Consider the following 21,227-nt stretch of genomic DNA (forward strand, 5'->3'; position numbering starts at 1 on the left):
CCCGTTCCCATACCGAACACGGAAGTTAAGCTCTCTAGCGCCGATGGTAGTTGGGGCCTTGCCCCTGTGAGAGTAGGACGTCGCCAAGCAATTTAAACACGAATCAATCGATTCGTGTTTTTTTGTTTTTATAAACGTTTCAAACATGATTAAGCAATGAAGATTATGGATAAGATAGTAAAAGAGCAAAAGAGTTGCAAATTTTTTTAATACGTATATAATTAAAGTCAAAGATAGTCAAAGTCAATAAAGGTGGCGGATAAATGAGAAATATATCTGATATCATTGAGCAATATCTAAAGCAAGTTATTGACTTAAGCAATAACAATGTAATTGAAATTAAGAGAAGTGAGATCGCAGATCGCTTTGATTGTGTTCCATCTCAAATCAATTATGTCATTAATACCCGCTTCACATTGGAAAGAGGATTTATAGTGGAAAGCAAAAGGGGCGGTGGCGGTTACATTCGTATTATCAAAGTCAAACTGCATGATGATATAGACATTATCGATCAAATGCTTCATATGATTGAGCATAGTATTGCACAAAGTAATGCAGAAGGTATGATTATACGCTTAATAGAAGAAGGTATTATAACAAAAAGAGAAGCAAAATTGATGTTAAGTGTATTGGATCGCTCTGTATTATTAATGGATGCACCGTCTCGAGATCAACTTCGAGCACGGATATTATGCGCAATGTTAAAGACACTGAAATATAAATAAATATGACTTTTGTTAGGAAATGTTTTTGGAAGTAAGATAGTTCGGTTTTATAAACAACATATAATTTGCCAGAATCGACTAAGTGAAAAAGGAATCCCATAATATAAATAGTATTATGGGCTTTGGTTTTTCCTGTTGTAAAGGTGGGGATAAAGATGACTTGTCAAAACTGTAATATGAGACCAGCAACCTTGCATTATACAAAAGTAGTAAATGGGGAAAAGACGGAAGTTCATCTTTGTGAGCAATGTGCAGGACAAAGTGGCTATACGTCTTTCTTTCAATCATCACAACCCAGTTTTTCCTTTCAAGACTTGTTAGCAGGGTTATTGAATGGTGGGCCAGCAACATTTGGACAAAAGGAAAATACTTTTTCAAGTACAAAAGTATTGAGATGTCCAGAGTGTAAAATGACATATGAGCAATTTGCAAAAGTTGGACGTCTTGGATGTTCTTCTTGTTATGAGACATTTAAAGATCAAATAAAACCTATGTTAAAACGATTGCATGGTGGCCATACAAATCATAGTGGAAAAGTTCCAAAGCGTATAGGAGGAAATATCCACTTGAAAAAAGAATTAGATGAACTAAAACTAACTTTAAAGCAGCATGTACAAAGAGAAGAGTTTGAACAGGCCGCACAAATTCGTGATCAAATTCGAAATCTCGAAAAACAAATAAGTGAACATAGAGAGGGGGAGTAGTTCTATGTCACTCGATCGTATTATGAATGAAGCAATAAGCCCTTGGATGAAGGGAGATGGACCAGATTCTGACATCGTTTTAAGCACTCGTATTCGTTTAGCTCGTAATTTAAAAAATTATCATTTTCCAATTATGCAAACAGCTGAAGAAGCTAATCAGATTACAGAGTTATTTCAGCAAAAGTTAGTGAATAAAACGATGAGAGATTTTGGCAGCTTTGAGTTATTAAAAATGAACGAATTAACTCCCCTTCAGCGGAGAGTCTTAGTAGAAAAGCATTTAATTAGTCCAAATCTTGCCGAGACAGAATTTGGAGCTTGTATATTATCTGAGAGTGAGCATATAAGTGTCATGCTAAATGAAGAAGATCATGTGCGCATTCAATGCTTATTCCCAGGATTGCAATTATCCGAGGCGCTTCAAAGTGCAAACAAAATAGATAATGCATTTGAAGAAGTGGTTGAATATGCATTTGATGAAGAACTTGGTTATGTTACAAGTTGCCCTACAAATGTAGGAACTGGATTAAGGGCTTCAGTCATGATCCATTTACCTGCACTTGTTTTAACAAAACGAATCAATCGTATTATACAGGCAATTCAGCAATTAGGTTTAGTTGTAAGAGGAATATATGGGGAAGGTAGCGAAGCCTTAGGGAATATATTTCAAGTTTCCAATCAGATGACGCTAGGGAAATCTGAGGAAGATATTATTGCAGATTTAACAAGTGTGATTCATCAATTAATTCAACAGGAAAAGGCAGCGCGAGAATTAATTGTGAAAAATTCAAGTATTGAGCTTGAGGATAAAGTGTATCGTTCTTACGGTATACTCGCTCATAGTCGCTTAATCCAATCTGCAGAAGCTGCTACTTGTTTATCTGATGTAAGACTTGGCATTGATTTAGGTTATATAAAAGATGTATCAAGAAATATTTTGACGGAGCTAATGGTGCTTACCCAACCAGGTATTCTCCAGCAATATGCAGGTGGACAACTGGGACCAGAAGAAAGAGATTATCGAAGGGCAGCTTTAATCCGTGAAAGATTACGCATTGAAGAAAATGAAGCATAGTAGGAGGCGATTTCTATGATGTTTGGAAGATTTACAGAACGAGCGCAGAAAGTATTAGCTTTATCTCAAGAGGAAGCAATCCGTATTGGTCATAATAATATTGGAACAGAGCATATTTTACTTGGGCTAGTACGTGAAGGTGAAGGTATTGCAGCGAAAGCATTAATTGCTCTTGGCTTAAGTCCAGAGAAGATACAAAAAGAAGTAGAGGCATTAATTGGTCGTGGTACAGAAGTATCTCAGACTGTTCATTATACTCCTCGTGCGAAAAAGGTCATTGAATTATCCATGGATGAAGCACGTAAATTAGGTCATTCTTATGTTGGAACGGAGCATATCTTACTAGGATTAATTCGTGAAGGAGAAGGCGTTGCAGCGCGTGTTTTAAATAACTTAGGTGTAAGTTTAAATAAGGCGAGACAACAAGTGTTACAACTTCTTGGAAGCAATGAAGCAGCTTCAGGTCATCAAGGTGCTTCATCGACAAATGCCAATACACCAACTTTGGATAGCTTAGCACGTGATTTAACAGTAATTGCACGTGAAAGTAGATTAGATCCTGTTATTGGGCGCAGTAAGGAAATTCAACGGGTTATTGAGGTGTTAAGCCGTAGAACAAAAAATAACCCGGTGCTAATTGGGGAGCCAGGTGTAGGTAAGACTGCAATCGCAGAAGGTTTAGCGCAACAAATTGTAAATAACGAAGTTCCGGAAACATTACGAGATAAACGTGTTATGACATTAGATATGGGAACAGTTGTAGCTGGTACAAAATATCGTGGTGAGTTTGAGGATCGTTTAAAAAAAGTAATGGATGAGATTCGTCAGGCAGGTAACATTATTTTATTTATTGACGAACTTCATACATTAATTGGTGCAGGCGGTGCAGAAGGGGCAATTGATGCATCGAATATTTTAAAACCTTCGCTAGCGCGTGGCGAACTACAATGTATTGGTGCGACAACTTTAGATGAGTATCGAAAATATATTGAAAAAGACGCAGCGTTAGAGCGACGCTTCCAACCAATTCAAGTGGATGAACCAAGCTTGGAAGAATCTATTCAAATTTTGAAAGGGTTGCGTGATCGATATGAAGCGCATCACCGTGTATCTATTACAGATGATGCAATCGAGGTAGCGGTAAAGCTTTCAGATCGCTATATTACAGATCGCTTCTTACCGGATAAAGCAATCGATTTAATTGATGAGGCGGCTTCTAAAGTACGTTTACGTTCTTATACAACGCCACCAAACTTAAAAGAATTAGAAGTGAAACTTGAGGAAATTCGTAAAGAAAAAGATGCAGCTGTGCAGAGTCAAGAATTCGAAAAAGCTGCTTCATTACGAGATATGGAGCAACGTTTACGTGAAAAATTAGAGGATACAAAACGTCAGTGGAAAGAACAGCAAGGAAAAGAAAACTCTGAAGTGACAGTAGAGGATATTGCAAACGTTGTTTCTACATGGACGCGTATTCCAGTTTCTAAGCTTGCGCAAACAGAAACGGATAAATTGTTAAACTTAGAATCCATTTTACATGATCGTGTAATCGGTCAAGATGAAGCTGTTGTAGCTGTAGCGAAGGCGGTACGTCGTGCAAGAGCTGGCTTAAAAGATCCAAAACGTCCAATTGGTTCCTTTATTTTCTTAGGACCAACTGGTGTTGGGAAAACAGAATTAGCACGAGCATTAGCGGAATCTATGTTCGGTGATGAGGATGCTATGATCCGCATCGACATGTCGGAATATATGGAGAAACATTCTACATCTCGTTTAGTTGGTTCTCCTCCAGGATATGTAGGATATGAAGAGGGCGGTCAATTAACAGAGAAGGTTCGTCGTAAACCGTATTCTGTTGTTCTATTAGATGAAGTAGAAAAAGCACATCCAGATGTATTTAATATTTTATTACAAGTATTAGAAGACGGCCGTTTGACAGACTCTAAAGGTCGCACAGTTGATTTCCGTAATACAATTGTGATTATGACTTCTAACGTTGGTGCTGAGGCATTAAAACGCAATAAACACCTTGGATTTAATGTGCAAGATGAGAGCCGTGACTATGCAGATATGAAAGGAAAAGTAATGGACGAATTGAAAAAAGCATTCCGTCCAGAATTCTTGAACCGTATCGATGAAATCATTGTGTTCCATATGCTTGAGAAAAAACATATTCAAGAAATTGTGACACTAATGGTAAATCAACTAGTAAAACGATTAGAAGAACAAGAGATTTATTTAGAGTTAACGGACGCTGCAATTGAAGCGATTGCTGATAAAGGGTTCGATCGCGAGTATGGTGCTCGTCCACTTCGCAGAGCAATTCAGAAACATGTGGAAGATCGATTATCAGAAGAACTTCTAAAAGGAGTCATTGAGAAAGGACAAAAAGTTATCTTTGATAAAGAGAGAGAATCATTTGTCATTCGCAGTGCAGAAAAGGTAAAATAAGTATAGAAAAACAAGGGGGGCTATTCGATAGCCCTCTTTCTTATACGAGCTATATGTTTATGAAAGTGAAGTGAAGTATAGAAGAATATGGCTAAGAAGAAAACGAAATTCATATGTCAAGAATGCGGTTATCAATCACCGAAATATATGGGAAGATGCCCTGGTTGTGGACAATGGAATACACTTGTTGAAGAGATAGAACAAGTTGTATCATCTAGACGCCTTAATTATGCAAATGCGATTCAAACAGAGGTAACAAAACCAAGAAGGCTTATAGAAGTAGAAACAAAATCAGAAGCGCGTATTGAGACACAATTTCAAGAATTTAATCGTGTATTAGGTGGAGGTATTGTTGATGGTTCCCTTGTTCTTATCGGAGGAGATCCTGGAATTGGGAAATCGACTTTACTGTTGCAAATATCATCACAATTAGCAAATTCTGCTTATGATGTTCTGTATATATCAGGAGAAGAATCCGCAAAACAAATCAAGCTTCGTGCAGATCGTTTACATGTAAATGGCCGGAATCTGTTCGTTGTTTCAGAAACAGATTTACAGCGCATTGCAGCTCATATTGAAGAAATGAATCCCTCTTTTGTTGTAATTGATTCTATTCAAACCATTTATCTACCGGAAGTTACTTCAGCACCTGGAAGTGTGGCACAAGTACGTGAATGTACGGCGGAACTGATGAAACTTGCGAAAACGAAAGGAATCCCCATTTTTATTGTTGGGCATGTGACAAAAGAAGGTGCGATTGCAGGGCCACGTATGCTAGAACATATGGTAGATGCGGTTCTTTATTTTGAAGGAGATCGTCATCATACATATCGTATTTTGCGAGCAGTAAAAAACCGATTTGGTTCTACAAATGAAATGGGTATTTTTGAAATGAAAGAGCTGGGTCTTGCAGAAGTATTGAATCCTTCTGAAATTTTCCTAGAAGAAAGACCGGTCGGAGTTGCAGGGTCTACAGTTGTTGCCTCAATGGAAGGAACAAGACCTGTTTTAGTAGAAATACAAGCATTAATCTCTCCTACTAGTTTTGGAAATCCTCGAAGAATGGCCACAGGAATTGATCATAATCGTGTATCTCTTATTATGGCAGTGTTGGAAAAGAGAGCCGGATTATTGTTGCAAAATCAAGATGCGTATTTGAAAGTGGCTGGAGGTTTGAAGTTAGATGAACCAGCGATTGACTTAGCGGTTGCAATAAGCATTGCTTCAAGTTTTCGAGATAAATCTACGGCACCGACTGATGCGGTAATAGGAGAAGTAGGATTAACTGGAGAAATAAGAAGAGTATCAAGAATTGAACAACGTGTACAAGAAGCTGCTAAATTAGGATTTCAACGTGCAATTATCCCGCGGAAAAATTTAGGTGGATGGACAATTCCTGAGGGGATTGAAGTGGTTGGTGTTTCCAATTTAGGCGAGGCGCTGCGATTGACATTAGGAGGCTAGGCTATGGAAGAAAACAAGCAACGTGTGAAAAGTATGCTTAATATTTTACAGCTTGTTGCACCAGGTACACCGCTACGTGAAGGGATAGATAATGTACTTCGTGCACAGACTGGTGGATTAATTGTTCTTGGGTACAATGAACAAATAAAAAGTATTGTGGATGGAGGGTTCCATATTAATTGTGGATTTTCTCCTGCTAGTTTATACGAATTAGCAAAAATGGACGGTGCACTCATTTTAAATGAAACAGGAAGCAAAATCTTAATTGCAAATGCTCAATTAGTTCCTGAATCAGCTATTGACTCTATTGAAACAGGAATGCGTCACCGTACGGCGGAGCGTGTAGCAAAACAAACAGGTAGTCTTGTTATAGCGATTTCACAAAGACGTAATGTAATTACGTTATATCAAGGGAATTTACGTTATACATTAAAAGATATAGGTGTTATTTTAACTAAGGCGAATCAAGCGATTCAAACTTTAGAAAAATATAAAGCAGTCTGGAATGACGGTATTACGAATTTGGGTATTCTAGAATTTGAAGAGGTTGTTACGTTATCTGAGGTAGTTCACGTTTTACATAGTGTTGAGATGGTACTTCGTATTAAGAATGAGATTTTGAGTTATATTCATGAGTTAGGAACAGAAGGCAGGCTCATTCGTTTACAATTAACGGAGTTACTGGCGGATTTAGAGGCGGAGGCCGCTTTATTAATAAAAGATTACTATCAAGAAAAAACGCAAGATCATTATCAAATATTGAAAAAACTACAAGATCTTGCAAATGCACAGCTTTTAGAAGATAGTGACTTAGTCAAATTGCTCGGTTACCCAGGACAAACAAGTTTGGAGGAAAGTGTCACACCAAGGGGATATCGCATTACAAGTAAAATATCGAGAGTGCCACCTCTCATTATTGAAAATTTGATCAATCGTTTTAAAACATTGCAAGGTGTCTGTCGAGCATCGATTGATGAACTCGATGATGTGGAAGGAATTGGGGAAGTTCGAGCGAAAAAAATACGAGAAGGTTTAAAACGAATCCAAGAACATCTTTATATGAGTAGACACAACTAAGAATATTACATTGAATATACAATATAACAAGGCGAGAACATTTTTAATATATGATATGATATATTGGTAAATAAAACGATTTATGAAAAAAGCACGTCCGCTTTTACATTCGGCGTTTTGATTCACAAAACAATGGTTAATAATGAGTAGGAGGTGGTTGAATGTTGAAACGGATCGTACAGCTCTTCTTTTTAGTAATCGGGGGAGCTTTAGGGATTTTTTTAATCCCAAAAGTAATGAATGTGTTAGAGATTGGTGCAGTTCCTTTACTTGAAGGTTCATATGTTCGTGCAATTATTGGTGCAATCATTTTATTTTTAACAACATTTTGGCTTGTAGATTATATTGTTCAGCTTATTAAACATATTGAAGAAGCGCTTGTAAAGGCGCCTGTGACAGATGTTTTATTTGGTACGCTAGGTTTAATCTCTGGTCTTATCGTTGCATATTTAATTTTAATCCCAATTCGTGAAATTACAATTCAAGTCATCAGTACCGTGTTACAGGTTTTCTTTACTCTTTTACTTGGTTATTTAGGCTTCCAGGTAGGGTTCAAAAAACGAAATGAGTTGCTAGGGTTATTTACATTGCCACAGCGTAGCGGTAAGAAGAAAAATGCGAATAGCGAAAATGAAGAGAACGAAGTAGGGGGAGAGGAATCTTCTCTGAACTGGAAAATTCTTGATACGAGTGTAATTATTGATGGACGTATTGCGGATATTTGTCAAACAAAATTTTTAGAGGGAACAATTGTAATCCCACAGTTTGTATTAGAAGAGTTACAACATATTGCTGATTCTTCTGACGCATTAAAGCGTAATCGAGGCCGCAGAGGGCTAGATATTTTAAATCGTATTCAAAAAGAAATGCCGATTCCAGTAGAGATTTACGAGGGTGATTTTGAAGATATTCAAGAGGTAGATAGCAAACTTGTGAAATTGGCGAAGTTAACTGGTGGAACGGTTGTAACGAATGACTTCAATTTAAATAAGGTTTCTGAATTACAGGGGGTAACGGTTTTAAATATTAATGATTTAGCAAATGCAATTAAACCGGTTGTTCTCCCTGGAGAAGAGTTAAATGTTTATGTTGTGAAAGATGGAAAAGAGCAAAATCAAGGTGTTGCATATTTAGATGATGGCACCATGATTGTAGTAGAAGACGGCAAGGAGTACGTTGGCTCCCAATTAGAAGTACTTGTTACAAGTGTACTGCAAACATCGGCTGGTCGTATGATTTTTGCAAAGCGTAAATTATTAGAAAAAGCATTATAAGCAGAGGATTCGTAATATGTATACATTAATTATTCCAGCAGCAGGTCAAGGGAAACGAATGGGCGCTGGTAAAAACAAATTGTTTTTGCTTATTAATGAGGTGCCTATTATCGTTCATACATTACGTGCTTTTGAGAAAGACGAAGCATGTGAAAAAATTATTATGGCAATTAACGAACAAGAGCGTTCTGATTTTGAGGCATTAATACAAAAGTACGGTATTCGAAAGAATGTGCAGTTTATTCAAGGTGGAGCCGAAAGACAAGATAGTGTGTATCATGCACTTCAGTATGTGAAAGAAACTGAATATGTTCTTGTTCATGATGGTGCCCGCCCTTTTGTAACGAATAAGATGATTCATGAAGTATTAATTGTGGCAAAAGAGAAGGGTGCTTCCATTTGCGCTGTACCAGTGAAGGATACGATAAAGAAAGTAGTAAATGATGCAGTTTTTGAGACAGTTGAACGTTCTCAACTTAGAGCGGTTCAAACACCGCAAGGCTTTTCTGTTGCACTTTTATTAGAGGCTCATCAAAGCGCGAAGCAAAGTGGTTTTCTTGGTACGGATGATGCAAGTCTCGTAGAGCGTATCGGAAAGGAAGTCGGCGTAGTAGAAGGTAGCTATTATAATATTAAGGTGACAACACCAGAAGATTTATTAATTGCTGAAAGCTTTTTGCACGTTCAGAGAAGATAGCGGTAGTATGGTTGAAAAGCTCGGTTCGTACCGGGCTTTTCTTTATACACATAGCGATATAAGATAGAATCATAAAATTTAGTAGTTTAGCTTGAGGAGGATGTATAGAATGTTTCGAATTGGACAAGGTTTTGATGTGCATGAATTTGCAGAAGGAAGACCGTTAATTATCGGAGGGATTACGATTCCATATGAGAAAGGTTTATTAGGTCATTCAGATGCAGATGTGCTTTTACATACAATTGCGGATGCTTGTTTAGGAGCGATTGCTGCTGGAGATATCGGAAAACATTTTCCAGACACAGACCCGGCTTTTAAAGATGCGGATTCGGCAGTGTTATTACAAAAGGTTTGGGAGTTTGTACGTGAACAAGGATATGAATTAGGGAATTTAGATTGTACAATTATTGCTCAGAAACCAAAGATGGCGCCACATATTGAAAGCATGCGGAAACGTATTAGTGAGCTTTTAGAAACATCGATTGATAATATTAATGTAAAAGCGACAACGACAGAAAAGTTGGGATTTACAGGTAGAGAAGAAGGAATTGCTTCTCAAGCGGTTGTATTATTACAGAAAAAATAATGGTTTTTTGTTTGCAAGATGGATAATCAGATTTTTTTGGTGTACAATTATAGAATGTGTTGACATTAAGAATGGAAGGTGTACCAATTATGGAAAAGCAAGTGAGAGTGCGCTATGCGCCAAGTCCAACAGGACACTTACATATCGGAAATGCGCGTACGGCATTATTTAATTATTTATTTGCTCGTCATCAAGATGGTAAGTTTATTATTCGCATTGAAGATACTGATGTGAAACGTAACGTTGCTGGCGGTGAAGAAAGCCAATTAAAATACTTGAAATGGCTCGGTATGGACTGGGATGAAGGTGTTGACGTTGGTGGTAAATATGGACCATATCGTCAAACAGAGCGTTTAGATATTTATAAAGAGTTATATGAAGATTTACTAGAGCGTGGTTTAGCTTATAAATGCTATATGACTGAGGAAGAATTAGAAGCAGAACGTGAAGGGCAAATCGCTCGTGGTGAGACACCTCGTTACGCAGGTAATCACCGCAATTTAACAGAGGAACAAATTGCGCAATTTGAGGCGGAAGGCCGTGTTCCAAGTATTCGCTTCCGTGTACCAGATAACCGTGAGTACAAATTTAATGATATTGTAAAAGGTGATGTGACATTCCATTCTAACGACTTCGGTGACTTTGTTATCGTGAAAAAAGATGGTATTCCAACATATAACTTTGCGGTAGCGGTAGATGATCATTTAATGGAAATTACACATGTTCTTCGTGGAGATGATCATATTTCGAATACGCCAAAACAAATGATGATTTATGAAGCATTTGGCTGGGATACTCCTCAGTTTGGTCATATGACACTCATCGTAAATGAAAGTCGTAAAAAATTAAGTAAACGAGATGAATCTATTATTCAATTTATTGAACAATATGAAGCACTTGGATATCTTCCAGAAGCAATTTTTAACTTCATTGCATTACTAGGTTGGTCACCAGTAGGAGAAGAGGAAATCTTCTCAAAAGATGAGTTTATTAAGATGTTTGATGCAGCTCGTTTATCAAAATCACCTGCGTTATTCGATTCCCAAAAATTAAAATGGATGAATAACCAATATATGAAAAAACAAGATTTAGATACTGTTGTTGCATTAAGCTTACCGCATTTAGTGAAAGCTGGTCGTGTAAGTGAAGATTTAAGTGAGCAAGAAGCAGCTTGGGTTCGGGACGTAATTGCTTTATATCATGAACAAATGAGCTATGGGGCTGAAATTGTGGAGCTTTCTGAAATGTTCTTCAAAGATCATGTAGACTTTGAAGAAGAAGGAAAAGAAGTATTAAAAGGAGAACAAGTACCTGAAGTGCTTCGTGCGTTTGCAGTAGAATTAGAGGCTCTAGAGGAAGTAGAACCAGCTACAATTAAGAAAGCAATTAAAGCTGTTCAAAAGGAAACAGGACATAAGGGTAAAAACTTATTTATGCCAATTCGTGTTGCAACAACTGGGCAAACACATGGTCCAGAGCTTCCAAATGCGATTGCGCTTCTTGGAAAAGAGAAAGTCTTAAAACGTATTCAAAAAGTAATTGGTTAACATTTAACGAATTTCGAAATATAATAAGAATACTCAAAAGTGAATAAGGAAAAGCGACGAGAAGGAGAAGTAGAAAAACAGGCTTTTTACAGAGAGAACCATCTTTGGCTGGAAGTGGTTTATAAGCGGTTTTTTGAAATGCACCTTTGAGTCTTCTGCCCAACAACGAATGATTTCGGAAAACGCCCGAAAGACGAAAAGTAAGCAGAAGCGGTATCAGCCGTTATTAAGAATGAGTTTGAGGCTTTTTTGGCCTAAACAGAGTGGAACCGCGCTAAAAAGGCGTCTCTGTCAATGTGACAGAGACGCCTTTTTTATTCCATCATTTATGGCTTAAGAGGCTTACCTTACTTTAAAAACGAAGGAACGGTAGCTGTTCCTAAGACACTGAGTAGTAAAGGGCTGGGTTGTATACATTTCCAATTTATACGTTTGAGTAAAGAGGGGCTAAAGGAGAAAAAATCATTCATTAAAAAAAGTAACCTGTAAAGGGGAGGGGACATTGATGTTTAAGAGGCTTCGAGAAGATATTGAAGTCGTTTTTGAACAGGATCCAGCGGCAAGAAGTTATTTCGAAGTCATTTTAACTTATTCTGGATTGCATGCAGTTTGGGCACATCGAATTGCACATGCTTTTTATAAAAAAAAGTTTTTCTTTATTGCACGCCTCATTTCACAAGTTAGTCGTTTTTTTACTGGTATTGAAATTCACCCAGGAGCAACAATTGGTCGACGTTTTTTTATTGATCATGGTATGGGTGTAGTAATTGGGGAAACATGTGAAATTGGAGATAATGTAACGATTTATCAAGGTGTTACACTTGGGGGTACTGGAAAGGAAAAAGGAAAAAGGCATCCAACTATCAAGGACAATGTACTCATTTCAACAGGGGCAAAAGTACTTGGATCTATTACGATTGGGGAAAACTCTAAAATTGGAGCAGGGTCTGTCGTATTAAAAGAAGTTCCTGCACATTCTACAGTTGTAGGTATACCGGGACGCGTCGTTATTCAAAATGGAGTGAAGATTGGGCAGGAGCTAAATCATTCAGACTTACCAGATCCAATTTTTGATAAATTAAAAGTAATGGAAGCAGAGATAGAAGCATTAAAGAAGCAGCTTGCATTGAAAGTAGAAAGGAAGGATAACAATGACTATTCACATTTATAATACATTAACACGTCAGAAGGAAGAATTTATTCCTTTAGAAGAAAAGAAAGTAAAGATGTATGTATGCGGACCTACAGTATACAACTATATTCATATTGGGAACGCAAGACCGCCTATGGTATTTGATACAGTGCGTCGTTACTTAGAACATAAAGGATATGATGTCCAATATGTTTCCAACTTTACTGATGTCGATGATAAATTAATTAAGGCTGCAAATGAACTTGGAGAAGATGTCCCAACAATTGCAGAGCGTTTTATCGAAGCGTACTTCGAGGATGTAACGGCACTTGGTTGCAAACATGCAACGGTTCATCCACGAGTAACAGAAAATATGGATATCATTATTGAGTTTATTCAAGAGCTTGTGAATAAAGGGTATGCATATGAATCTGAGGGCGATGTATATTACAGAACAAAAGAGTTTGAAGGATACGGTAAGTTATCGCATCAAGCAATTGAAGATTTACGTCATGGCGCACGTATTGAAGTGGGGGAAAAGAAACAAGACCCACTCGATTTTGCTTTATGGAAGGCAGCGAAAGAAGGAGAAATCTTCTGGGAAAGCCCTTGGGGAAAAGGACGCCCGGGTTGGCATATTGAATGCTCTGCAATGGCAAGAAAATATTTAGGAGATTCAATTGATATTCATGCTGGTGGGCAAGATTTATCATTCCCGCATCATGAAAATGAAATTGCGCAATCAGAAGCTTTAACTGGAAAACCATTTGCACGCTACTGGATGCATAATGGTTATATTAATATTAACAATGAGAAAATGTCTAAATCGTTAGGGAATTTTATTCTTGTTCACGATATTATTAAGCAATATGATCCGCAATTAATTCGATTCTTTATGCTATCTGTACATTATCGTCATCCAATTAACTTTAGTGAAGAGCTATTACAAAGTACAAATAATGGATTAGAAAGAATTAAAACGACTTATCGAAACTTAAAGCATCGTATAGAAAGCAGTACGGATTTAACAGATCATAATGAGAAATGGTTAGCTGAAATGAAGGAATTCCAATCTGCATTTGAGGCGGCAATGGATGATGACTTTAATACAGCAAATGCAATAACAGAGTTGTATAACTTAGCAAACCATGCAAATCAATATTTATTAGAAGAGCATACGTCAAAAGTTGTTATTGAAGCGTATATCAACCAACTTGAAATGTTGTTTAGTATTTTAGGATTAGTGTTTACGAAAGAAGAATTACTTGATAAAGAAATTGAAGCGCTCATTCAAAAGCGTATTGAAGCTCGTAAAAATCGTGATTTTGCATTAGCTGATAAAATCCGTGATGACTTAAAAGAACGCAATATTATTTTAGAAGATACCGCTCAAGGTACAAGATGGAAAAGAGGATAAGTATGATTGATGCAAAGCAATTAAACAGTTTGGCGTTAGCCTACATGGGTGATGCGGTGTATGAACAATATATCCGCCATCACCTTCTTCAAAAAGGAACAGTTCGTCCCAACCAGCTACATCGATTAGGGACGAGCTTTGTTTCTGCAAAAGCGCAAGCGAAAGTAGTTTATCATTTATTAGAAACGAATTTTTTAACTGAGGAAGAAGAAGCAGTATTAAGAAGAGGGCGTAATGCAAATTCAGGTACTGTTCCGAAAAATACAGACGTACAAACATATCGTCATAGCACAGCTTTTGAAGCGGTGATTGGTTATCATTATTTACTACACAATCGTGAAAGATTAGAGGAAATTGTAAATAAGGCGATTCATGTGTTAGAAGGAACGGAAGGAGGCAAATTGTCATGAGTAGCGAATACATTATTGGACGTAATCCCGTTATTGAAGCATTGCGATCGGGACGAGATATTAATAAGATTTGGGTGGCAGAAGGTGCTGCTAAAGGACAAATTCAAATTGTCGTAGCATTAGCAAAAGAGAATAAAATTCTTCTGCAATATGCCCCAAAGAAAAAATTAGACCAACTTGTTGAAGGAAATCATCAAGGAGTAATTGCTCAAGTAGCAGCATATCAATATGCGGAATTAGAAGATTTATTCAAAGTTGCTGCTAAACGTAATGAAGAGCCATTCTTTTTAATTTTAGATGAGATTGAAGATCCACATAATCTGGGGTCTATTATGCGTACCGCAGATGCAACTGGAGCGCACGGTATTATTATTCCAAAGCGACGATCTGTTGGACTGACAGCTTCAGTTGCAAAGGCCTCTACAGGAGCGATTGAGTATATTCCTGTTGTGCGAGTGACAAATTTATCTCGTACAATCGATGAGCTAAAGGAACGCGGTCTATGGATCGCTGGTACAGATGCTAAAGGGAAGACTGATTATCGTAATCTAGATGGTAATATGCCGATTGGATTAGTAATTGGTAGTGAAGGAAAAGGCATGAGCCGTATCATTGGACAAAAGTGTGATTTCCTAGTTCATTTACCTATGGTCGGTAAAGTTACATCCTTAAATGCTTCAGTAGCTGCAAGTCTGTTAATGTATGAGGTATATCGTAAACGCCACCAGATTGGTAAGTAACAAATGAATGATATTTTAATCGTTGATGGCTACAACATCATAGGGGCTTGGAAAGACTTGAAGAAATTGAGGGATGTAGATTTACAAGCATCGAGGGACGCATTAATTGATAAAATGGCAGATTATCAAGGGTACACTGGAACAAAAGTAATGATTGTGTTTGATGCTTATACAGTTCAAGGTATTGAGAAAAAGATGAAGCAATCGCGTGTTGAGGTTATTTTTACTAGAAAAAATCAAACTGCTGATGAAAAGATCGAACAGTTGGCAAGCGAACTTCGTAATATTAATACACAAATCTATGTTGCAACTTCTGATTATACGGAGCAATGGGTTATCTTTGGACAGGGGGCGCTTAGAAAGTCAGCGCGTGAACTGGAGTTAGAAGTGCAGGCGATGGAACAACAGGTGCGTCATGAAACGAAAGCGACCAAAGAGAAACAACCAGCTATGCGAACAATATTTAGCAAGGATGTTACAGAAAAATTAGAAAAATTAAGGCGAGGAGAGCGTTGAGACATTGACGCTCTTTAAACGCTTACTGTATAATATTTCTAAATAAATAGCGGTCGGAGGGATCAGAGTGGAAACAGGCTTCGTAAGTACTAGCAACGTTACGTTTCGCGATTTAGAGGATGAGGCAATCGTTGAGTTAGTTCGAAAAGGTAATATTGATGCTCTTGAATATTTAATACACAAGTATAAAAACTTTGTTCGCGCAAAATCGAGATCTTATTTTTTAGTAGGTGCCGATCGAGAGGATATCGTTCAAGAAGGTATGATTGGGCTTTTTAAAGCGATTCGTGATTATAAAGAGGACAAGCTATCTTCTTTTAAAGCATTTGCTGAATTATGTATTACTCGTCAAATTATTACTGCTATTAAGACTGCAACAAGACAAAAACATATTCCTTTAAATTCGTATGTTTCTTTGGATAAACCGATTTACGATGAGGAATCTGACCGTACGCTATTAGATGTTATTTCAGAAGCAAAAGTAACAGATCCTGAAGAAATGATTATTAGTCAGGAAGAATATAGTGACATAGAATTGAAAATATCTGAATTATTAAGCGATTTGGAGAGGAAAGTACTTTCTTTATACTTAGACGGCCGTTCATATCAAGAAATATCTGAGCAACTAAATAGACATGTGAAATCTATTGATAATGCTCTTCAACGTGTAAAACGGAAATTAGAAAGATATATGGAAATGAGAGAGAATACAACTTTAAATTCGAAATGATGTAAAGGTACTTTCTTTCCTTTTTTTGTATCTAAGTAAAAGGCATGTCATTGACATTGCCTTTTATTGTATGATACATTTTTAGGGACATAATGTTACAAGGTTGGTATAACAAATGAGAAAAAAAGTGGTGCTCTCATGTGAAGAGTGTAAAAATCGTAACTACTCTACAATGAAAGATATGAGCTCTGTAGAGCGACTTGAAATAAAGAAATTTTGTAAAACATGCAATAAGCATACAGTTCATAAGGAAACAAAATAAATAATCGAAATAATGCACTGGAGGTCCCGTAAATGCGTTTAACGAACTTTTTCGGTGATGTAAGTCGCGAGATGAAAAAAGTAAGTTGGCCTAAAAAAGATGAATTACTCCGTTCGACAGCTACTGTTATTGCAACAGTTATCTTTTTTGCGATTTTTTTCGCAGTGGTTGATATGGGCATTTCTTCTTTAATTCGGTTAATTCTTGAATAAGAAGCACTTATCCATGATATAATGTTATTTATAAGAACTGTGTAAAAGCCCGATGAACGGGTTTTTTCATTTGTGCAAAAAAATGTACGTCAGGGAGGGAAGGACGCTTGTCCTAAATGAATGGAAAAAAGCTGGTATGTTGTCCATACTTATTCTGGTTATGAAAATAAAGTAAAAGCAAACCTTGAGAAACGTGTAGAATCAATGGGGATGCAAGATAAAATTTTCCGTGTTGTTGTTCCGGAAGAAGTAGAAGTAGAAATGAAAAACGGAAAAGAAAAGTTAACAAAAAGAAAAGTGTTCCCAGGTTATGTGTTAGTCGAATTAATTATGACTGATGATTCTTGGTATGTTGTTCGTAACACACCAGGTGTAACTGGGTTTGTTGGATCTTCTGGTTCAGGTTCGAAACCATCTCCTCTATTAGAAGAGGAAGTTGTTACCATTATGAAACATATGGGAATGGATAATGAAGTTGTTGATTTCGACTTTGAACTTCATGAAACGGTACGCGTAAACGAAGGACCGTTCGCGGATTATACAGGTGCAATTGAAGAAATCGATATGGAAAAACAAAAAGTACGAGTGTTGGTAGACATGTTTGGTCGTGAAACACCAGTTGAGCTTGATTTCCATCAAATTGAAAAATTATAAAATGAAACTTGAAATGAATTGTAAAAAGTGATAATATCTTTTAAGTCAGTACGTCTTCGGTAACGGAGGCGTTTTTTGAAAAGATTTTATCGTTATCGATAAAATGATGAAGTGGGAGGGCAAATCATTGTCCAATTGACCACATCACGGACTTAAGGAGGTGTGTCTCGTGGCTAAAAAGGTAATTAAAATGGTAAAACTTCAAATTCCTGCAGGTAAAGCTAACCCAGCTCCACCAGTTGGTCCAGCATTAGGACAAGCGGGTGTTAACATCATGGGCTTCTGTAAAGAGTTCAACGCTCGTACAGCAGATCAAGCTGGTCTTATCATTCCTGTTGAAATTACGGTATTCGAAGACCGTTCATTCACTTTCATTACTAAAACTCCTCCTGCTGCTGTTCTTCTTAAGAAAGTAGCTGGTATCGAGTCTGGTTCTGGTGAACCAAACCGTAATAAAGTGGCAACTGTTAAGCGTGATAAAGTACGCGAAATCGCTGAAACTAAAATGCCTGACCTAAACGCTGCTAGCGTAGAAGCTGCAATGCGTATGGTTGAAGGTACTGCACGCAGTATGGGCATCGTTATCGAAGACTAATTCGATTTGTTTTTTGTAAAAAAGGTTGCGGGTCTGGAAGTCCAATTCGCAACCTTTATTATCGTAAATGAGTATCGTTTTTAAATAAATGGATGGGCGCACATCCTCAAGAAAAATCTTGGAATAAGGGCGTAAACGTGGGAGGTTATTCCGCTAAAACCACATTCAAGGAGGAAATAAACATGGCTAAAAGAGGTAAAAAGTACGTAGAAGCTGCGAAGCTTGTTGAACGTGCAACTGCTTATTCTGCAACAGAAGCAGTAGAATTAGTAAAGAAAACAAACACAGCTAAATTTGATGCAACTGTAGAAGCTGCATTTCGTTTAGGTGTTGACCCTAAGAAAGCTGACCAACAAATTCGTGGTGCAGTTGTTCTTCCACACGGTACTGGTAAAGTACAACGTGTATTAGTATTCGCTAAAGGTGAAAAAGCAAAAGAAGCTGAAGCTGCTGGAGCTGACTTCGTAGGCGATGCTGATTACATCAACAAAATCCAACAAGGTTGGTTCGACTTTGATGTAGTAGTAGCAACTCCTGACATGATGGGTGAAGTTGGTAAACTTGGTCGTGTATTAGGACCTAAAGGTTTAATGCCAAACCCTAAAACTGGAACAGTTACTTTCGATGTAACAAAAGCTGTTAACGAAATCAAAGCTGGTAAAGTTGAATACCGCGTTGATAAAGCTGGTAACATCCATGTTCCAATTGGTAAAGTATCTTTCGAAGATGCAAAATTAGTAGAAAACTTCAAAACAATTGCTGACACGTTATTAAAAGCGAAACCAGCTGCTGCAAAAGGTACTTACATGAAGAACGTAACAGTTACTTCTACAATGGGACCTGGTGTACGCGTAGATGTTTCTACACTTGTATAAAAATTGGAAGTTGACTTCATAAAGAAGATTTAATATAATCATTTATGTTGTGAATTTAAATAGTGTACCGTAGACAGTAGGTGCCAAATTGGCTTAATTTCCTACCTAGGTGTTAATATACGAAACGGAATTTTTTTCTGTGACTATATGCCTCCATGTCTACAAGTTAGCATGGAGGTTTTTAGTGCACTTTCGGTACATCTTCTATATAATCTACAGGAGGTGTAATAATATGAGCAAAGCAATCGAAATGAAACAACAAGTTGTAACTGAAATCGCTGATAAACTTCGCGAAAGTAAATCTACAATCGTTGTTGACTACCGTGGTTTAACAGTATCTGAAGCAACTGAATTACGTAAGAACTTACGTGAGGCTGGCGTTGAGTTCAAAGTTTACAAAAACTCTTTAACTCGTCGTGCTGCAGAATCTGTTGAAATGGCTGAGTTAAATGAATTCTTAACAGGACCAAACGCAATCGCGTTCAGTAACGAGGATGTAGTTGCTCCTGCGAAAGTATTAAACGACTTCGCTAAAGATCATGAAGCTTTAGAAATTAAAGCGGGCGTAATCGAAGGTAAACTAGTAACACTTGATGAGGTTAAAGCAATCGCTACTCTTCCATCTCGTGAAGGCTTACTTTCTATGCTTCTTAGCGTTCTTCAAGCTCCAATCCGTAACCTTGCACTTGCTACTAAAGCAGTTGCAGAACAAAAGGAAGAGCAAGGCGCTTAATTTTTTAAAAGATAATTACGTGTTATCGATAAAACAATACAAACCTATTTAAGGGAGGATATTTACAATGACTAAAGAACAAATCATTGAAGCAGTTAAATCTATGACTGTATTAGAACTTAACGACTTAGTAAAAGCTATCGAGGAAGAATTCGGCGTAACTGCTGCTGCTCCTGTAGCTGTTGTTGGTGGCGCTGGTGAAGCTGCTGCTGAGAAAACTGAATTTGATGTTGAACTAGCTAACGCTGGTGCACAAAAAATCAAAGTTATCAAAGTTGTTCGTGAAATCACTGGTCTTGGCTTAAAAGAAGCTAAAGAATTAGTTGACAACACTCCAAAAGTAATCAAAGAAGGCGCTTCTAAAGAAGAAGCTGAAGAAATCAAAGCTAAACTTGAAGAAGTTGGCGCTGCTGTAGAAGTTAAGTAATTAACTTTTGAAGCTTTAAAAAAGCTCGCTCTCATGCGAGCTTTTTTTTTAACTGTAAAGAAAAGAGGTGACCAAATGGCAGACCATTATTTTTCTAATGACCCTTCGAGTAAAAGTGATCGTAAGCGGTGGGAATTTACACTAAGAGGATCGCAATTTGTTTTTTTATCTGACCGTGGGGTATTTTCGAAAAACGAGGTGGACTTTGGATCTCGTCTTTTAATTGAAGCATTTCAAATGCCGGATATCGACGGGGATATATTAGATGTTGGATGTGGGTACGGACCGATTGGTTTGTCGTTAGCAAAAGAGTTTCGAGGGCGCCGCGTTCACATGGTAGATGTAAATGAAAGGGCGCTTGAGCTTGCGAAAGAAAATGCTGCTAACAATAACGTGGAGAATATTCGAATTTTCCAAAGCAATGTCTATGAAAAGGTAGATGGCCAATATGCCGCGATTCTATCCAATCCTCCAATTCGTGCTGGTAAGCATATCGTGCATGAAATTTTAGGAAAAGCTTTCGATCATCTAGTGCCAGGAGGAGAACTTTGGATTGTGATTCAAAAGAAACAAGGTGCACCATCCGCGCTCAAAAAACTAGAAGAAACGTTTGCTGAAGTTGAGATTGTTGAAAAGAAAAAAGGATATTATATCATAAAATCAAAAAAACGTTGACGGTTTTTTGGGGCTATGTTAACATTATACAATGCCAATATATGATTTTCTACGTTGAGAAAAATGTATATTTTTGTTTCTCTTGGAAAAGATAGTAAAATCAGTAAATCATGAAATAGAGTGATGGTTTTCTTATAGAAGCCATTTTTCTTTTTTGAACAGATGGAAAGACTCAACGTATCTATCTTTGAGAGAAAAAGCTACGCTACTAGCGTTAGCTATATTTATTTGTGATTTTGCACAAATTTT

At 37.3% G+C, this 21,227-nt stretch carries 24 protein-coding genes, 1 rRNA gene and 2 other annotated features; all 25 genes read left to right on the top strand.

Annotated elements, in window-relative coordinates; all coding sequences use genetic code 11:
• Window positions 1-89 (top strand): 5S ribosomal RNA (gene rrf / locus MR056_RS17640); the annotation flags it as partial.
• Between the two features lie 174 nt (window positions 90-263).
• Window positions 264-725, top strand: a complete 462-nt coding sequence (locus MR056_RS17645) for a CtsR family transcriptional regulator (protein ID WP_011983217.1) — start codon at window positions 264-266, stop codon at window positions 723-725.
• Between the two features lie 155 nt (window positions 726-880).
• On the top strand, window positions 881-1,429 hold the full coding sequence (locus tag MR056_RS17650; RefSeq protein WP_011983218.1) for a protein-arginine kinase activator protein McsA: 549 nt from the start codon (window positions 881-883) through the stop codon (window positions 1,427-1,429).
• Between the two features lie 4 nt (window positions 1,430-1,433).
• Window positions 1,434-2,504: a protein-arginine kinase McsB gene (locus tag MR056_RS17655; RefSeq protein WP_087097525.1), complete on the top strand. Its 1,071-nt coding sequence runs from the start codon at window positions 1,434-1,436 to the stop codon at window positions 2,502-2,504.
• A gap of 15 nt (window positions 2,505-2,519) precedes the next feature.
• Window positions 2,520-4,955, top strand: coding sequence for an ATP-dependent protease ATP-binding subunit ClpC (clpC, locus tag MR056_RS17660; protein WP_011983220.1), 2,436 nt, complete (start codon window positions 2,520-2,522; stop codon window positions 4,953-4,955).
• A gap of 87 nt (window positions 4,956-5,042) precedes the next feature.
• Window positions 5,043-6,419 (top strand): DNA repair protein RadA, encoded by a 1,377-nt coding sequence (radA, locus tag MR056_RS17665; protein WP_087097527.1) that lies wholly within the window; start codon window positions 5,043-5,045, stop codon window positions 6,417-6,419.
• 3 nt (window positions 6,420-6,422) lie between these two features.
• Window positions 6,423-7,496 (top strand): DNA integrity scanning diadenylate cyclase DisA, encoded by a 1,074-nt coding sequence (disA, locus tag MR056_RS17670; RefSeq protein WP_011983222.1) that lies wholly within the window; start codon window positions 6,423-6,425, stop codon window positions 7,494-7,496.
• Window positions 7,497-7,657: 161 nt separating this feature from the next.
• Window positions 7,658-8,770, top strand: coding sequence for a PIN/TRAM domain-containing protein (locus MR056_RS17675; RefSeq protein WP_087097529.1), 1,113 nt, complete (start codon window positions 7,658-7,660; stop codon window positions 8,768-8,770).
• Between the two features lie 16 nt (window positions 8,771-8,786).
• A complete protein-coding gene (gene ispD / locus MR056_RS17680) occupies window positions 8,787-9,467 on the top strand; it encodes a 2-C-methyl-D-erythritol 4-phosphate cytidylyltransferase (protein ID WP_011983224.1) in 681 nt (226 codons plus the stop codon).
• A gap of 109 nt (window positions 9,468-9,576) precedes the next feature.
• Window positions 9,577-10,053, top strand: coding sequence for a 2-C-methyl-D-erythritol 2,4-cyclodiphosphate synthase (gene ispF / locus MR056_RS17685; RefSeq protein WP_011983225.1), 477 nt, complete (start codon window positions 9,577-9,579; stop codon window positions 10,051-10,053).
• Between the two features lie 89 nt (window positions 10,054-10,142).
• Complete coding sequence (gltX, locus tag MR056_RS17690) at window positions 10,143-11,600, top strand: glutamate--tRNA ligase (protein WP_011983226.1); 1,458 nt, start codon at window positions 10,143-10,145, stop codon at window positions 11,598-11,600.
• Between the two features lie 47 nt (window positions 11,601-11,647).
• Window positions 11,648-11,893, top strand: a binding site (T-box leader).
• 212 nt (window positions 11,894-12,105) lie between these two features.
• The gene (cysE, locus tag MR056_RS17695; RefSeq protein ID WP_011983227.1) at window positions 12,106-12,771 is read left to right on the top strand and encodes a serine O-acetyltransferase; all 666 of its coding nucleotides are present in this window, start codon (window positions 12,106-12,108) and stop codon (window positions 12,769-12,771) included.
• Window positions 12,752-14,149 carry a cysteine--tRNA ligase gene (cysS, locus tag MR056_RS17700; RefSeq protein WP_087094329.1) on the top strand — a complete coding sequence of 466 codons (1,398 nt, stop codon included), beginning with the start codon at window positions 12,752-12,754 and terminating at the stop codon, window positions 14,147-14,149. The genes cysE and cysS overlap by 20 nt, the downstream gene beginning before the upstream one ends.
• Window positions 14,150-14,151: 2 nt before the next feature.
• Window positions 14,152-14,559 carry a Mini-ribonuclease 3 gene (locus MR056_RS17705; protein ID WP_011983229.1) on the top strand — a complete coding sequence of 136 codons (408 nt, stop codon included), beginning with the start codon at window positions 14,152-14,154 and terminating at the stop codon, window positions 14,557-14,559.
• Entirely contained in the window at window positions 14,556-15,299 is a 744-nt protein-coding gene (gene rlmB, locus MR056_RS17710; protein WP_011983230.1) for a 23S rRNA (guanosine(2251)-2'-O)-methyltransferase RlmB, read from the top strand. The genes MR056_RS17705 and rlmB overlap by 4 nt, the downstream gene beginning before the upstream one ends.
• Window positions 15,300-15,302: 3 nt before the next feature.
• Window positions 15,303-15,815 (top strand): NYN domain-containing protein, encoded by a 513-nt coding sequence (locus MR056_RS17715; protein WP_011983231.1) that lies wholly within the window; start codon window positions 15,303-15,305, stop codon window positions 15,813-15,815.
• Window positions 15,816-15,882: 67 nt separating this feature from the next.
• Window positions 15,883-16,545 (top strand): RNA polymerase factor sigma-70, encoded by a 663-nt coding sequence (locus MR056_RS17720; RefSeq protein WP_011983232.1) that lies wholly within the window; start codon window positions 15,883-15,885, stop codon window positions 16,543-16,545.
• A 115-nt stretch (window positions 16,546-16,660) separates the two neighbouring features.
• Window positions 16,661-16,807, top strand: coding sequence for a 50S ribosomal protein L33 (rpmG, locus tag MR056_RS17725; RefSeq protein WP_081428336.1), 147 nt, complete (start codon window positions 16,661-16,663; stop codon window positions 16,805-16,807).
• A 32-nt stretch (window positions 16,808-16,839) separates the two neighbouring features.
• Window positions 16,840-17,019, top strand: coding sequence for a preprotein translocase subunit SecE (gene secE, locus MR056_RS17730; protein ID WP_011983233.1), 180 nt, complete (start codon window positions 16,840-16,842; stop codon window positions 17,017-17,019).
• Window positions 17,020-17,139: 120 nt separating this feature from the next.
• Window positions 17,140-17,673, top strand: a complete 534-nt coding sequence (nusG, locus tag MR056_RS17735) for a transcription termination/antitermination protein NusG (protein WP_011983234.1) — start codon at window positions 17,140-17,142, stop codon at window positions 17,671-17,673.
• Window positions 17,674-17,842: 169 nt separating this feature from the next.
• Window positions 17,843-18,268, top strand: a complete 426-nt coding sequence (rplK, locus tag MR056_RS17740) for a 50S ribosomal protein L11 (RefSeq protein WP_001085872.1) — start codon at window positions 17,843-17,845, stop codon at window positions 18,266-18,268.
• Window positions 18,269-18,450: 182 nt separating this feature from the next.
• Entirely contained in the window at window positions 18,451-19,143 is a 693-nt protein-coding gene (gene rplA / locus MR056_RS17745) for a 50S ribosomal protein L1 (RefSeq protein WP_011983235.1), read from the top strand.
• A 49-nt stretch (window positions 19,144-19,192) separates the two neighbouring features.
• Window positions 19,193-19,336: a sequence feature (ribosomal protein L10 leader region), on the top strand.
• A gap of 39 nt (window positions 19,337-19,375) precedes the next feature.
• Window positions 19,376-19,876 (top strand): 50S ribosomal protein L10, encoded by a 501-nt coding sequence (rplJ, locus tag MR056_RS17750; protein WP_011983236.1) that lies wholly within the window; start codon window positions 19,376-19,378, stop codon window positions 19,874-19,876.
• A gap of 67 nt (window positions 19,877-19,943) precedes the next feature.
• Entirely contained in the window at window positions 19,944-20,303 is a 360-nt protein-coding gene (gene rplL / locus MR056_RS17755) for a 50S ribosomal protein L7/L12 (protein ID WP_011983237.1), read from the top strand.
• A gap of 75 nt (window positions 20,304-20,378) precedes the next feature.
• Entirely contained in the window at window positions 20,379-20,978 is a 600-nt protein-coding gene (locus MR056_RS17760) for a class I SAM-dependent methyltransferase (protein WP_011983238.1), read from the top strand.
• The last annotated feature ends 249 nt before the right edge of the window (window positions 20,979-21,227 follow it).

The sequence above is a fragment of the Bacillus cereus group sp. BfR-BA-01360 genome (assembly GCF_022663595.1).
Lineage (GTDB): Bacteria > Bacillota > Bacilli > Bacillales > Bacillaceae_G > Bacillus_A > Bacillus_A cytotoxicus.

Excerpts from the sequence above, each read along its gene's own strand:
- MR056_RS17645 (WP_011983217.1), top strand. The coding sequence starts at position 264 with ATGAGAAATATATCTGATATCATTGAGCAATATCTAAAGCAAGTTATT.
- MR056_RS17650 (WP_011983218.1), top strand. The coding sequence starts at position 881 with ATGACTTGTCAAAACTGTAATATGAGACCAGCAACCTTGCATTATACA.
- MR056_RS17655 (WP_087097525.1), top strand. The coding sequence starts at position 1,434 with ATGTCACTCGATCGTATTATGAATGAAGCAATAAGCCCTTGGATGAAG.
- clpC (WP_011983220.1), top strand. The coding sequence starts at position 2,520 with ATGATGTTTGGAAGATTTACAGAACGAGCGCAGAAAGTATTAGCTTTA.
- radA (WP_087097527.1), top strand. The coding sequence starts at position 5,043 with ATGGCTAAGAAGAAAACGAAATTCATATGTCAAGAATGCGGTTATCAA.
- disA (WP_011983222.1), top strand. The coding sequence starts at position 6,423 with ATGGAAGAAAACAAGCAACGTGTGAAAAGTATGCTTAATATTTTACAG.
- MR056_RS17675 (WP_087097529.1), top strand. The coding sequence starts at position 7,658 with ATGTTGAAACGGATCGTACAGCTCTTCTTTTTAGTAATCGGGGGAGCT.
- ispD (WP_011983224.1), top strand. The coding sequence starts at position 8,787 with ATGTATACATTAATTATTCCAGCAGCAGGTCAAGGGAAACGAATGGGC.
- ispF (WP_011983225.1), top strand. The coding sequence starts at position 9,577 with ATGTTTCGAATTGGACAAGGTTTTGATGTGCATGAATTTGCAGAAGGA.
- gltX (WP_011983226.1), top strand. The coding sequence starts at position 10,143 with ATGGAAAAGCAAGTGAGAGTGCGCTATGCGCCAAGTCCAACAGGACAC.
- cysE (WP_011983227.1), top strand. The coding sequence starts at position 12,106 with ATGTTTAAGAGGCTTCGAGAAGATATTGAAGTCGTTTTTGAACAGGAT.
- cysS (WP_087094329.1), top strand. The coding sequence starts at position 12,752 with ATGACTATTCACATTTATAATACATTAACACGTCAGAAGGAAGAATTT.
- MR056_RS17705 (WP_011983229.1), top strand. The coding sequence starts at position 14,152 with ATGATTGATGCAAAGCAATTAAACAGTTTGGCGTTAGCCTACATGGGT.
- rlmB (WP_011983230.1), top strand. The coding sequence starts at position 14,556 with ATGAGTAGCGAATACATTATTGGACGTAATCCCGTTATTGAAGCATTG.
- MR056_RS17715 (WP_011983231.1), top strand. The coding sequence starts at position 15,303 with ATGAATGATATTTTAATCGTTGATGGCTACAACATCATAGGGGCTTGG.
- rpmG (WP_081428336.1), top strand. The coding sequence starts at position 16,661 with ATGAGAAAAAAAGTGGTGCTCTCATGTGAAGAGTGTAAAAATCGTAAC.
- secE (WP_011983233.1), top strand. The coding sequence starts at position 16,840 with ATGCGTTTAACGAACTTTTTCGGTGATGTAAGTCGCGAGATGAAAAAA.
- nusG (WP_011983234.1), top strand. The coding sequence starts at position 17,140 with ATGGAAAAAAGCTGGTATGTTGTCCATACTTATTCTGGTTATGAAAAT.
- rplA (WP_011983235.1), top strand. The coding sequence starts at position 18,451 with ATGGCTAAAAGAGGTAAAAAGTACGTAGAAGCTGCGAAGCTTGTTGAA.
- rplJ (WP_011983236.1), top strand. The coding sequence starts at position 19,376 with ATGAGCAAAGCAATCGAAATGAAACAACAAGTTGTAACTGAAATCGCT.
- rplL (WP_011983237.1), top strand. The coding sequence starts at position 19,944 with ATGACTAAAGAACAAATCATTGAAGCAGTTAAATCTATGACTGTATTA.
- MR056_RS17760 (WP_011983238.1), top strand. The coding sequence starts at position 20,379 with ATGGCAGACCATTATTTTTCTAATGACCCTTCGAGTAAAAGTGATCGT.